This window comes from Methanobrevibacter sp. (genome assembly GCF_017409525.1).
GTDB lineage: Archaea > Methanobacteriota > Methanobacteria > Methanobacteriales > Methanobacteriaceae > Methanocatella.
In genome coordinates this window covers 12245-25420 of the sequence record NZ_JAFQSO010000008.1, presented here as the reverse complement: position 1 = coordinate 25420, position 13176 = coordinate 12245, and the positions used below count along the sequence as shown (strand labels likewise).

Genomic DNA, 13176 nt, shown 5'->3' with positions numbered 1-13176 from the left:
AAATAGTCCCGAGCGGAGTCGAACCGCCGTCTCCGGGTCCAAAGCCTAGAAGGATTACCACTACCCTACGGGACTATAGTTTGTTGCAAAATTACAACAATAATATATCTTTAATATATAGTATTTAAAGCTATCGGTTATATTATAATTTTTGGTAAAATAAGCATTTTTCGTGCCAAATACAGTTAAAACAGATTTTGGAGACACTTTCCTTTGTATTAAAAATATCATCGATTTTTTCAAATAATTCGATTGCATTATATTTTTTTGAGATGTCCAATTTTTTTAGCACTTCATTGTCCATTTCAACAATCTTTTTTTCATGAGTTTCATTTTCACAAAGGCCGTTTTTTAAATTTGGACAGGAGTTGCAAATGTCGTCTGCAGAATTGGCCAGCATGATTTCAGTTGTGTTGAGTTTTATTTCATTGTTAATGTTGGTTATGTTCTTGATGAAATTTTCATCATAACCGTAACCTTGAAATCCTTTAAGACATAATAAGTGATGTCCTCTTAAAATAAGTTTCATTTAAATCAAAAAAATAATAAAAAAAAGAAAAAAAGTTTAAAAACTTTTTTTAGTCTTTCGGTAAAAACACTTTGGATACTGAAGCAGCACCTAATATTTTCACGATATCTCCTGCAATAAATGGAATGAGGCCCATCATCAAAAGGTCGACAACGCTTAATGTTGCACCTTGGGTGATAGCTGACCATAATGCAAGCCCAGCTAATCCTGGAATGTATATCAATGCAAAGTTTGCGATTCCAATAACGATTGCCATTCTTGAAAAACTACGTGCTTTTGCATATTTTTCAGTAATGTATCCTATGAAGTATGAAGCAATGATAAATCCTATAAAGAATCCGAAAGTAGATCCTAAAAATACTTCTAAGCCACCGGTCATTCCTCCAAACCAGGGGATGACGGTAATTCCAAGCACTATATATAGGATTTGGCTTAAACAACCATATTTTTTACCTAAAAATAAACCAGAACATAATACTGCAAATGTTTGTGCAGTTATAGGAACTGGAGTCCATGGGAGCGGAATAACGATTTGAGCCATTATACCAGTGATGCAAGCCATCATAAATGACATGAGTAACTTAGTTGCAGTACTGGCATCTTGAATTCTTTCAAAAACATTTTTCCTAGTACTGTAATAATTATCTATATTGATATTCATTTTTTACCTCCAATTTCCGAATCCTATATAATATGTATATCACAATATTATTTAGTTTTATCTTTTTTTTAAAAAATTTTGAATGAGAATAAAAAGATTCTCATCAGTCAATTGTAATTAGCTGTATATTGTTTGGCTTTTTAACAATATTCATGGAATTGAATGCGACTAATTTCTTAATTCCTTTTTGTGATGCGACGTCAACCAATCTTTGGCTGATTACACCATCGAAAATAACGGCATCTGCAGATCCGTCTATGTTTTTGATTTCTTCATAGATTTCTTCTACTTCAACCTCTTTAGTCATATTCAATGCTTCATCCAAAATTGCTCCGTTGCCTGTGCCTTCGAATTCTTTTAGCATATCCTTCATTAAGGTGACTTCATCATCTTCGACAACAGGCTCTTCAACACGTGGTTGGTTACGTTTGGAGAATTTTTGTTGTTTCTTATGACGTCTGTCTTGTCTTCTGTTATCTCTTTTATTTTCTGAGAAAATATTGTTGGTTGCTAAAAATTGTGCGGTAGGAACTTTGTCTCTGAGTGCGACCAATACTTCATCTTTTTCCAGGTCTTCCACTTCTTTTCCTTTTGGAGCACGTGTAATATAATCAACGTCACCGATTTGCAAGAGTTCTTTCAATATTAGCTCTCCGCCTCTGTCTCCGTCCACGAATGCAGTGGTGGTTCTTTTTTTACTTAAATCTCCAATAGATTGCGGAACGCTCACGCCTTCAACGGCTACGGTATTTTTGATGCCATATTTGAGTAGGTTCAATACATCGCTACGTCCTTCTACAACTATGATTGCATCGGATGTGTGGATGCTAGGACCTGCAGGTAAGCGATCGTCACCATATTCTGAGATTTCGTGAGCTCTCATAGCTTCCCTTACTTCTTCAATCATTTTCATGCTGGCCGGACCGACACTTTCAACCATGTTTTTGTAAATTTCTTTTGCACGGTTGACAACTTGTTCTCTTTTAACAGCCCTTACGTCTTCAACTTTTAAAGTTTGAATTGAAGCTTCACAAGGACCAACACGATTGATTGTTTCGAGAGATGCAGCGAGTATGGCGGTTTCAACTCTATCTAAACTGGATGGAATTACGATTTCGCCTTTGGCTCTTCCACTATTGGAACGGATGTTAACTTGAATTCTACCTATTCTTCCAGTTCTTTGAAGCTCTCTTAAATCTAAATCATTACTGAGCAAACCTTCAGTCTGTCCGAAAACTGCACCGACAACATCAGGTTTTTCAACAATTCCATTAGCTGTAATCTGAGCATGGATTAAGTATTTTGTTGTTGTTAATTCTTCACCTTTTCCCATTTTTAAGCCTCCTAAGCTTAATTTAATCGGGATAATTTATGTTATACTAAGTAAATGTGCATAAATTATACGATAAACTTATTGTCTACTATACACTAAAAAAGAGTTAATACATTTGGGAGAGTTTTTATTAAGGTTTTCTATGATTTACTAATTAATGATTTTATTTTTAATTTATAAACTTCTTAACTGTCAAATTCCTTAATATTTGATTTTCTCCTGTCTTTTGATTAAATTAATAATAATTGTAATAATAATAATGTAATAAACTCTATGAGCGTATAATAATATGTAAAGTATTCTTATAATACTACAATTATTAAATTTAGTAGAACTAATATATAAAATCTGTTATATATTTTAAGAAGTTAATACAGAATATTATATTAGTTACAAAAATTTGGTGAAGTCATGTCAATCAGTCCGAAAGATGTTTTAAATAAAAATAAAAGCTTAAACAAACGTATTGATGTAGAAAAAATTAATTTAAATGATGTTAGCGTTGATGATCTAAGATTCAATGGAAAAAACTATGATAAACATATTAATTTAATCTCACTTCTTGAGGAAGTGTCCGCCTGTCAGGTTTCCGATGCCTATAATTCAATCACTTCCAGGTCAGGCACAATCCAATCCATCAAACCTATAAACAATCAAAAGGTTTGGGGAAGAATCTTCACTGCTGAAACATCATCTGACGACTGGGGAACATCTGCCCAGGCTATTGACGGAGCCAATGATGGTGACATTCTATTTTTTAAAGTTGACAGTGATGATAAAGCAATTTGGGGGGAATTAGCTTCAAGCTGCGCCAGGGATAACGGCATAAAGGCAACTGTAATCTATGGTTCCGCACGGGATTTGGATGCTCTTTTAGATATGGATTATCCAGTATTTGCAAGTAACTTCTGTCCAAATGCAGGATCTCCTTTAGGTTTAGGTACTTTAGGCGAAACTATTTCCATTGAGGGGATTGAAATTAACACTGGGGATTTTCTCTTGGGTGATGAATCAGGCATTGTCATTGTTCCTCAAAGTTTATTTGCAAAAACTATGGAAGCCACTCTTGCAGTAAAGATAAAAGAGGCGGGTATTATCAAGGACATATCTGGTGGTAAAACCTTGGCGGAAATTGTCGGACTCAAATAGAAAAACATTTAAATAGAAATCAATATTTATATATAAATATATCGATACCTTTATATATGACCTATTTCTAATTATATAAATGATACAGATTTGATTTTAAGTTTGATTTTATGAAATTTTTAGGAAAAAGTTTGCATATAGCAAACTCTGGAAAATTAATAGTGCGATCTGATAAGACACCCTCACCAGGTGCAGTTGTTTTTGACAGCAAGAAAAACAAGATAGGTAAGGTCGGCTATGTATTCGGGCCAACAAAAAAGCCCTATGTTTCTGTTCGCCTATTTAAATCAGCGAATAGAGATGTAATTGCAAAAAACTGTGGTGAAAAACTGTTTGTATCGAAACCGAAATCCAAAAAGTCTAGAAAAAGGAGGATGAGAACACGACACAAGAAGTAGAAGAAATGCCAAGAAGAGGACGTAGAAAGACAAGAACAACAGAAATGCAAGATGATAATTATGCACAAGATAAACAAACTGTATGTCCTGAATGCGGTTCTACTGAATTGATTGGTGACTATGAAAGAGCAGAAGTTGTATGTGCTCGTTGTGGATTAGTTATTGATGAAAATCTTGTTGATATGGGTCCCGAATGGAGAGCATTTGACCATGAACAAAGAGATAAGCGTACAAGAGTGGGAGCTCCAATCACTTACACCATTCACGATAAAGGTTTAAGTACAATGATTGATTGGAGAAACAAAGATATTTACGGTCGTGATATTCCTGCAAGAAACAGAGCTCAATGGTACAGATTAAGAAAATGGCAAAGAAAAATCAGGATTTCCGGTGCAACCGAAAGAAATCTTGCGTTCGCATTAAGTGAACTTGATCGTGATTCTTCAAGATTAGGTCTTCCAAGGTCTGTAAGGGAGGCCGCATCTGTTGTATATAGGAGTGCAGTAGACAATAAATTAATCAGAGGAAGAAGTATTGAAGGAGTAGTGGCCGCTTCTCTATATGCTGCATGTAGACGCTGTAATGTACCGCGTACTTTAGATGAAATTGCTGAGGTGTCTAGAGTCACCAAAAAGGAAGTTGGTAGAACATACAGATTCCTGACCCGTGAATTGAATATAAAACTGCCGCCTACTTCTCCTGTGGATTATGTTCCTAGATTCGCATCTGAATTAGGTTTATCCGGTGAAGCGCAATCCAAGGCCATTGAAATAATTGAAAAAGCAATGGATAAGGGATTGACTTCTGGAAGAGGTCCTACCGGTGTAGCTGCAGCTGCACTATACATTGCATCTGTTTTGCTCGGTGAGAGAAAAACCCAAAGGGATGTGGCGGATATTGCAGGCGTGACTGAAGTTACTATCCGTAACAGATACAAGGAATTAACAGAACAGTTAGAAATGGGTGTGACTTTATAGTTGCATCATTTTGATTAATTAAGGCAATGCCTGATTAATCATTCTTTTTTTTATTTTTTTAATATTCATTTTTTTTCTAAAATTTGCTAAAAGATTTTTTTTAATTAAATCGGTATTTTAGAATTATTATTTTACTTAATATTTAAATAATATAAATGTATAATATAATAAATAACTCTTTAATATGAGTGATAATAAATTAAATTAAAAAGGTGATAAAAAATGGGTGTAGGAGATATTATAGGAGATGCTTTAGCATATCCATTTAGTAATATTAAAGCATTAGTTTTATATGCAGTTTTAAGTATAATCGCAGGATTAATCGGAGGTGCAACTCTAGTCTCAACTGCAGTTTCAGTCTCTTCAAAAGGTTTAGCTGGATTTACTTTCAGTGCATTGGCTATTATTGGACTTATTGTTCTTATTCTTGTATTGTTCTTGATTGAAGGATACGGTTTAGACATTGTAAAATTCGGTATTGAAAGAAGATCTGATAGTCCTGGAATAGACCTCGGAAGACAAATCGGAAATGCTATTAAATTAATTATTGTTAGCATTGTATATTACATTATTCCAGCAATTATTATTTTAATTTTAGGTCTTTTCCTTAAAAATTGGATACTTCTCATAATCAGTATAATCTTAGTCATCATATTTGCTTTGGCTAACTTTATGGCTAAATGTAGATTAGCAAAAACTGATAGTTTAGGTGAAGCTTTAGCTATTGGAGAAGCTATTGGAGACATTTCCAGAGTAGGATTAGGTAAAATAATTGCAACAGTTATTGTTATTGTTCTTGTATTACTAATCGCTGCATTTATTATTGGATTAATCAGTAAATTAAATAATACTATTGGTAGTGTCTTATTAGGTATTTTTGCAGTTTACTTTGTATTCTTCTACAATAGAGCTATTGGTTTATTATACTCTGAAGCATAATCAAACCAATCTTTTTTTTCTTTTTTTTTAAAATCAGTTTGTTAAATGTACTGTTTTTTGAGCAAAATTTTGTTGAAATTATTTCTTTTGTTATAAATTAATTAATTTGTAAAAAAAAAGAATTATGAGGTTATGGAATAACCCCAATCTTAAATTTTTCAATGGATTTTCTTACAATGGTCTTATAAACCGTTAATTAATCTTGGTAAGGTCCATCGTAACTGTTTTCGTATTTTTGAATAACGATTTGTTCAAGTAGCTGTTCCGGAGCTTGAATGGATACTAGATAATCCCCATCAGCATAAGTGAATGTGCCTTTTGATGAGTCATAGAATCCATCAACACCATTCACGGTCTTTTCTACTTCACCAGGATTCGGATTCAGTGTTCCAAGATGGGTGTTTACATTGATGTTAATAATAATGTCTTCATCAATATTGTCTGAACAGCTATAAATTTGATATCCAAAACCGTCATCATCGAGATTAGTGTCTGATTCTTTAAGTTTATAGTTGTCTGGAATATTGAATTTCTTTCCTGCAAAGTCTACTTCTTGACTAGCGCATATGACGCCTACGCTAGTAATCAGGACTAGAATCAAGAAAAGTATTCCAAAAGTCTTTTTACTATTCATAAGATCACCTATATGCTATAATAAATTATTTGTCAAATTTAATTAATAAATATTAACTTTTGTAGGAAAACTAGTTTTTTTTTTTAAATGGTTCATTATTAAGGCATTTTTTTAGGGCAATAAGAATTAGTTTGAATATTTTTCAATTCTATAAATTAGCTCACGCACGATTCCGTCATTGTTTGTTTTTTTAACTTTAGCAAGACTTTTTTGATATTTTGGAAGGCTTTTTAGGAAATTGGCCACTCTTTTGGCATTCATGACTTCGTGGTATTCCCCATAACCTAACTTTTGAACATAAAAACCATTCAAGGTTTGTTCAAAGTTGCCTGCGGCAGGGATGGAATAAATTGGCTTTTTGAGATGGATCGATTCAGATATGAATGTGAATCCTCCATTACAGATTACGGCTTTGGCGGAAGCCAAATCATCATAAAATTCATCTTCATTAAAGTGTTTATAGGTTAGGTTGCCGTCAGCTTCATCTTTATTGAATCCATAAACAATGAATTGTTCATCTTTAAGCGCTTTAAGTTTTCGAACAAGCTTTTCACTTTCACGGCTTGTTTGATACACGACGGTGTGGTTTCCTTTTTCAGGTTTTAATTTTAGGATTTCTTCACGAATGATTGGAGGATAGATCACGGCATTTTTCCTTGCTTTAATTTTTGGGTAAAAAAAGCTGGTCAAAATATGTATTTTAGGTTTAACCACATATGTTTTAATGACTCCTTTAGCTTTAAGCATTTCCCCGATATGATCTTTGGGATAGTCGATTTTGGTTTGTGTAATCATATGGATATTGTCTAAGCTAATGAGAGGGATATTTCTAAGTTTTGACAACATTGTAGCGTAGAGTTCAAAATCTGTAACGATGACGTCTGGCCTTAACTGCCTTGCTTTTTTATATAGATTTTCATATCCTACTTTAATATTGGTCGGATTCCTTTTTATGGCATGGGATAATGTTTTTAGGTTGTTTACTTTATTGTTTATGTAGACAGTATTGAATCCACCTATTTCATAAACATTATCAAATTTTGAATTTAAATATTTATAAGCCCTATCGCTTGAAAATATGTGAACATCATATTTTTCCTTTATCCTATCCACTATAACTCCAGTTCTTATTGCATGCCCCATGCCTTCGCCACAAACACAATAAAAGATGACTTTTTTGTCTCTTTGGCGATGTTTTGATTTTACATTTGACTGTATGGTTCTTATGCTATCTCTTGATTTGTCATAGCTTTGCTTAAGTTCGTTGATTTGCTCGGTTCTTCTTTCCAAGTTCTTAAATCTGGTCGTGGTTATTTTTTCTTTTCCATGATCAAAACCGTAGTCAAGTTCACTGGCATCAGTTCTTTTTCCTAAAAAGTCATTTACAGTACTTTTCCCATATTGTCGGATTAATGTTTCAATTCCTTCTTCCTCAAGACGTCTGGTTGAAACACCAATTTTAGCATTTCTAAGCACTCTAAATGGTTCTTTTTCAGCTAACCTTTCAATATAATCAGTATCTTCACCAAATGTCAATGATTCATCAAAGCCACCGCATTCATCATGAAGTTCCTTTCTGGCTATTATTCCATAACAACCTGCACCATGGGGTTTAATCTTTTCGACACCAATCATGAAGTAATTTGCAAAATCATGGAATAGTTTGTCTTCTACTTTATTTGACATCGCTTCCATTTGGGTTATTGCAATCCCAAGCCTTTCCATTCTGAATTCATATATGACATTTCTCAGGTAATCGTCAGTAAGTCTTAAATCAGAATCCAAAAATAGCAGATAGTCTCCTTTAGCTATTCGAGCACCATTATTCCTACCTTTAGCTGGAAGGCCTCCCTCAACAACTATGCATCCGTACTCTTTAGCAATTTCTCTTGTTTTATCTTCAGAGTTAGCATCAGCTACAATTACCTCATAATCTGTGAAATCCTGATTTTTAATGCTTTCCAATAAGATTGGGAGGTATTCCTCTTCATTGTAAGTGGGAATGATAATGCTGAAAATCATAGTTAAAAATTTATTTTTTAAATTTATAAATTTTTGTAAAAAATGCATGAATCTAAATTTAGGTGGTTTTTTTCAGGTCTCTAGAAAATAATTCTTTTCTAGGAGATGTGTTTTTTGCCGATTTTTTGGAGTATTAAAAAATTTCTCTATTTGATGCATTCTGTTGAATCGTTTACTTATTTTTGATAAATATCAGTCATGATTTTTTAGTTCTATTGAAAATCGTTATTAGCATATTCATTTTCTGATTTCAACAGTTTTTTGATGTTTACTGTATGAGAATTTCAATCGAGTAAGTCAAGATTTTTATCAGGTTTTCGATTTGTTGGATTGGGCGATTTTATTTTTTTAATTAAATTAGTATTATTCTTTAAATAGGTTAAATAGACTAATTTTACTTTAATTTTAAAAAAGTTTAATTTAGAGGTACTTACAGTTGAAATGCACCTCTCATCTTGAATTCCAAAATTAATTTTTCACGCTTTCTTTTCTAGACAGCATCATCATTGCAATTATGGTGGTGATGAAACCGCAAAGCATTAGTGGGGTTGGCACTTCTGAGTAGAGTAATAATCCGAATATCAATGCTGCAAATGGTTCTGAGCCTGAAAGAAAAATGGACGACACTCCGGAGTCCATGTAGTTTAGACTCAATGTTGAGAATATATATGGCAGGGCAAATGAGAAAGTGGAGTGCAATATTAAAAATATTGCTGTTGATATGGGGTTAATGGAGATGAAACTTGTAATCTGGCTGAAATCTGTGAAAGGTATGAGTGCAATTGAAATGAAGATGATGGAATAGATTAAAATGGTGTAGGTATGTTTGCCGTTTTCGATTGATTTTTTTGAAGCCATTATATAAATTGCCCAGAATAATCCTGCACCGATAGCTAAAGCTATTCCAAATAATGGAATGTTTGTCAAACTGTCTTCTAAAACTCCTGTCATAAGCAGACATCCAAATATGGCCAAAAGCATGCAAACTAACTTTTTTGATGTGATTTTTTCTCTAAATAGGAGATATGCAAATATCAATACAAAAATTGGAGCTATTGAAAGAAGCACTGCAGCTAAAGACAAGGGTATGGTATTTATGGCCTCGTTATAACATAAATTAAGCCCTACAATAGATATGGCACATGCTAGAAGTAGGGGGATGTCAGATAAGTCTATCTTGAGTAATCTTTTGTCTGTTAGCAGTATTGCCATTAATATTGGAATTATGGCTATTGAAAACCTTAAAAACAGAAGTGTTGTCGAGTCAATTCCGTTTTGTGTTAATGTTCGCACGAATATTCCGGTTGATCCGAACATGAATCCTGCAAGAATTGGTAAAATGATATATATTCTTTTCATGAGCATCAATTATAAATATGAATAAATGTTCCAGGAAACGGTGTAATATTCGCATGAATCATTCAGGGGAACCTTTAGGTCATTTAAAAGTTGCATTTCATTGTAAGATGGGTCTATCAGGTATGTTATTTTGTTTAAGTCGGTATGGTTTTCAACACTGATGACCTTATCGCTGATGTTTCCCAAATCGATTTCATCTTCTGTGGCATTTATGACATCCACGGTATAACAATCAGGTTCTGCTCCTGCAAATGCAATTGTAAAGCGTAAGAATATTATTCCAATTACAACAATGTAGACTAAGATATGATTAAAGATACGCCTTTTTTTACTCAATCCCTTATTTCTATATGGGGGCTGGTACTTTTCGTTTTCTTTAAGTAAATTTTCATCTTTAAATATTTTTCCGGCAATCCGGGTAATGTAGTATCCGTTTCTGTAAACTAGATAAATTCCCATTATTCCGACAATTGCTGGTGTCCCGAATAATCCTCCGTCAATAATTCCAATGATTAAGCAACTTGAAAAGAATGCCAGCAACAGATTTGAAAACCATGGACGTTTTTGGCTAGCCAGAACAATGGTAATGAACAATGTTGGAAGCAGTATTATTATTAGAAAACTGAAACTTGGAAGGTATTGGTATAGGCTGACTCCTGTATTAATGTCTGTTTGAATAAAAGGTCCAATAATTTTAGTTAGAACCTCTCCCAAAATGGCCTTTATCAAATGAGTATGCAAAATGCTTGTAGTTGTCATTGTGCTAGTCATAGATGCAAAAATTGTGTTGAGTTTTATTCCCATCTGCAATCTGAATATCACTTCTAAAAGAATTCCAAAAACTAAAGTGATGGAACCAATCACAATTGAGATTTTTAAATATTTGGTGACATCGATGTCTTTCTTGATTACCTGTGATAATATTAAGAATAAACCTAAAAGACCAAAAAACATGATGTCTTTGCCTTTTGATGATCCCATTAGGAATATGTATGTGATTGGTCTGATAATTGGATTAAAAATGTTTGTTACAAATAATAGTCCTGAAAATAATATTAAAATCAATCCAACTATGATAGTTTTATTTAGTTTCATGAACAATAATTTAATATTAATACTTTAAATAAATGATGTTTATGTTTCCAATTGAGTATATTATAGGTTTAATTTTAATTGGCATTTGTGCGGGTTTCGCATCAGGACTTTTGGGTGTCGGTGGTGGATTTTTAATAGTCCCCCTTCAATACTTTTTGCTAAAGTACATTGGGGTTGTGCCTGATTTGGCAATTTTGATATCTTTGGGAACTAGCTTGGCTATTATTATTCCAACTTCAATAAGCGGCGCTTACAGACACACCAGAACATTGGATGGAATTATAAAGCCAGGGATTCAGTTAGGTATTTTTGGAATAGTTGGGGGCGTTATTGGTGGTTTTGTAGCATCTGCATTGCCGTCAAGGATTTTGGAAATAATTTTCGGATGCCTGTTGCTTTTCATCACTGTTAACAATATCGTAAACATTAATAAAGAACGTGAAGATGCTAGAGTATCATTCAATTATGCCACAATTTCCATCACTGGGCTGGCGGTCGGATTTTCATCAGGGCTTCTGGGTGTTGGGGGAGGCATATTTTTAATCGCTATTCTAACTGCACTTCTAGGCTTTTCATTGATAGAAGCTATTGGAACATCATCTATTTTTATTTCCCTAACTGCAGTTGGAGGATTTTTATCGTATGTCGTTTCTGGTTGGGGAGTGAATACATTCCCTTATTCGATAGGTTATGTAAGTGTTATTAACTTTCTTTTAATTGCTTGTTTTTCAGTGCCTCTCGCATATCTGGGTGCTAAAATGGCACATAAAGTGCCTCAAAAGAAATTAAAAATAGTATTTTCATGTCTGGTTTTTTACATGGCTATAAAAATGTTGGGGATAGTTCCTTAAATATTCTTGTCTATTAAATAGTTAATTGAAGTGTTTTTAAAGCTGAAACTTGGGTCTGTTGTTTTGTAATATGTCCAGCCTTCTCTTATACAGTCAGTTTGGCCTTCGCATACATTTTTGCTGTAATATCCATCTGCAGTTCTTTTGAATTCTTCGAAATCATCCGGAAGAATGTAGGTCATGCTCTCTATTGGAACACATTCCATATCATATTCATACCAGATATGCTTGGCATTGCGGATATCAAATTTTCCAAACACACTGTCAATCATCTGGAAGCAGAACAGATGATTTTCGGTTAGTTTCTGAGGATTTCCATTAATTTCAGGACCACATATCTCACCTTGCCAGCAGACATATTCGCACTCTTCATTGTTTTCAAGATAAAATTTAAGCTTATCTTCTATATCGTATTTTTCAGCCATTTCCCAGTAATAATTTTCCATATTGTCTGAAGAGTCATCATTTCTCTTAAAAAGCCGATAATTCTGCGAGCAAACATAAAATTCAAATGCTGGCTTGCCGAAGCTCTTTTTTATTTTTTCAAGGATGTATGTTGCGGATAGGCCGTCACATTTTTGGGCACGTATGAACGGTGTTTTATCTTTTAGTATGTCAGGTATGTTTTCAATGAATTCTAGGTTTGTTTTTGAAATGTGTGGGAATCTTGTTGGAAAACCTTGATTTGGGTCTTTTTCTTCTCCAAACAAATAGCTCATTGATTTTTTACCCCATCCACTATTCATTAACCAATCTCCAGAATCTCCAATCATCTCTTCTCTGCGCTGATTTTCCAAATCGTATTCATTTGGCAAATCGCTTTGGAGAGTAAAATCCTCTAGATTATAAGAGGTTATTTTGAGCAGTTCTGTTACATCTTCTCCTTCTTTATTTGGTATTTCAACGTCAAAAACATTAAGTGGCAGTGCAATTCCTTGAGAAATAACATTAAGGTCCTTAAAGTGTGTTGTTTTAACTTCATAGTCGTGATGGTATAGAAATTCGGACCATTCTTTTTTTGGAACTTTAGAGTTGATTTCAATATAGACGCATAAATCCCCTTCGCTAAAGGTTCCACTTTCAGAGATGCATTTCCATCCTAGAACTCCAATAAGTTCAAGGCCATCATGGCCTTCAATTGGTTTAACCCAAGTGACTTTTTCAACATGCGCCAATGAGCGTTTTCCATTTACAATCAATGTTATTCCACCATTATTTCGTCTAAAAAG

At 33.7% G+C, this 13176-nt stretch carries 13 protein-coding genes and 1 tRNA gene; 5 read left to right on the top strand and 9 right to left on the bottom strand.

Features of this window, described 5'->3' with window-relative positions; translation table 11 throughout:
- Nucleotides 1-3: 3 nt before the first annotated feature.
- The 4 genes from IJE64_RS03730 to dnaG form a co-directional block, all read right to left on the bottom strand.
- Nucleotides 4-75: transfer RNA gene (locus tag IJE64_RS03730), tRNA-Gln, on the bottom strand.
- A gap of 67 nt (nucleotides 76-142) precedes the next feature.
- The gene (locus IJE64_RS03725) at nucleotides 143-529 is read right to left on the bottom strand and encodes a DUF1284 domain-containing protein (RefSeq protein ID WP_292782216.1); all 387 of its coding nucleotides are present in this window, start codon (nucleotides 527-529) and stop codon (nucleotides 143-145) included.
- A gap of 49 nt (nucleotides 530-578) precedes the next feature.
- Nucleotides 579-1184 (bottom strand): biotin transporter BioY, encoded by a 606-nt coding sequence (locus IJE64_RS03720; RefSeq protein WP_342764988.1) that lies wholly within the window; start codon nucleotides 1182-1184, stop codon nucleotides 579-581.
- 109 nt (nucleotides 1185-1293) lie between these two features.
- Complete coding sequence (gene dnaG / locus IJE64_RS03715) at nucleotides 1294-2523, bottom strand: DNA primase DnaG (RefSeq protein ID WP_292782211.1); 1230 nt, start codon at nucleotides 2521-2523, stop codon at nucleotides 1294-1296.
- A gap of 411 nt (nucleotides 2524-2934) precedes the next feature.
- Here dnaG and IJE64_RS03710 point away from each other — a divergent pair, with 411 nt between their 5' ends.
- From IJE64_RS03710 to IJE64_RS03695, 4 genes are all read left to right on the top strand, one after another.
- Nucleotides 2935-3672, top strand: a complete 738-nt coding sequence (locus tag IJE64_RS03710) for an RraA family protein (RefSeq protein WP_292782209.1) — start codon at nucleotides 2935-2937, stop codon at nucleotides 3670-3672.
- A gap of 110 nt (nucleotides 3673-3782) precedes the next feature.
- The gene (locus tag IJE64_RS03705) at nucleotides 3783-4070 is read left to right on the top strand and encodes a Gar1/Naf1 family protein (RefSeq protein ID WP_342764987.1); all 288 of its coding nucleotides are present in this window, start codon (nucleotides 3783-3785) and stop codon (nucleotides 4068-4070) included.
- A gap of 44 nt (nucleotides 4071-4114) precedes the next feature.
- The gene (locus IJE64_RS03700; RefSeq protein WP_292782474.1) at nucleotides 4115-5047 is read left to right on the top strand and encodes a transcription initiation factor IIB; all 933 of its coding nucleotides are present in this window, start codon (nucleotides 4115-4117) and stop codon (nucleotides 5045-5047) included.
- Between the two features lie 222 nt (nucleotides 5048-5269).
- Nucleotides 5270-5986 (top strand): DUF4013 domain-containing protein, encoded by a 717-nt coding sequence (locus tag IJE64_RS03695; protein WP_292782202.1) that lies wholly within the window; start codon nucleotides 5270-5272, stop codon nucleotides 5984-5986.
- 196 nt (nucleotides 5987-6182) lie between these two features.
- Here the strand turns inward: IJE64_RS03695 and IJE64_RS03690 are convergent, their stop codons facing one another.
- The 4 genes from IJE64_RS03690 to IJE64_RS03675 all read right to left on the bottom strand — a co-directional run bounded on the left by IJE64_RS03690 (nucleotide 6183) and on the right by IJE64_RS03675 (nucleotide 11096).
- Nucleotides 6183-6620 carry a hypothetical protein gene (locus IJE64_RS03690; protein ID WP_292782199.1) on the bottom strand — a complete coding sequence of 146 codons (438 nt, stop codon included), beginning with the start codon at nucleotides 6618-6620 and terminating at the stop codon, nucleotides 6183-6185.
- A 126-nt stretch (nucleotides 6621-6746) separates the two neighbouring features.
- Complete coding sequence (locus IJE64_RS03685; RefSeq protein ID WP_292782196.1) at nucleotides 6747-8642, bottom strand: MJ1255/VC2487 family glycosyltransferase; 1896 nt, start codon at nucleotides 8640-8642, stop codon at nucleotides 6747-6749.
- Between the two features lie 468 nt (nucleotides 8643-9110).
- The gene (locus tag IJE64_RS03680) at nucleotides 9111-10001 is read right to left on the bottom strand and encodes a DMT family transporter (protein ID WP_292782193.1); all 891 of its coding nucleotides are present in this window, start codon (nucleotides 9999-10001) and stop codon (nucleotides 9111-9113) included.
- Between the two features lie 9 nt (nucleotides 10002-10010).
- The gene (locus IJE64_RS03675; RefSeq protein ID WP_292782190.1) at nucleotides 10011-11096 is read right to left on the bottom strand and encodes a hypothetical protein; all 1086 of its coding nucleotides are present in this window, start codon (nucleotides 11094-11096) and stop codon (nucleotides 10011-10013) included.
- 41 nt (nucleotides 11097-11137) lie between these two features.
- Between IJE64_RS03675 and IJE64_RS03670 the strand changes: the two genes are divergently transcribed.
- On the top strand, nucleotides 11138-11947 hold the full coding sequence (locus IJE64_RS03670; protein WP_292782186.1) for a sulfite exporter TauE/SafE family protein: 810 nt from the start codon (nucleotides 11138-11140) through the stop codon (nucleotides 11945-11947).
- On the opposite strand, the gene IJE64_RS03665 is transcribed toward IJE64_RS03670, so the two are convergent.
- Complete coding sequence (locus tag IJE64_RS03665) at nucleotides 11944-13146, bottom strand: RNA ligase family protein (RefSeq protein ID WP_292782184.1); 1203 nt, start codon at nucleotides 13144-13146, stop codon at nucleotides 11944-11946. The genes IJE64_RS03670 and IJE64_RS03665 overlap by 4 nt on opposite strands.
- Nucleotides 13147-13176: the final 30 nt, after the last annotated feature.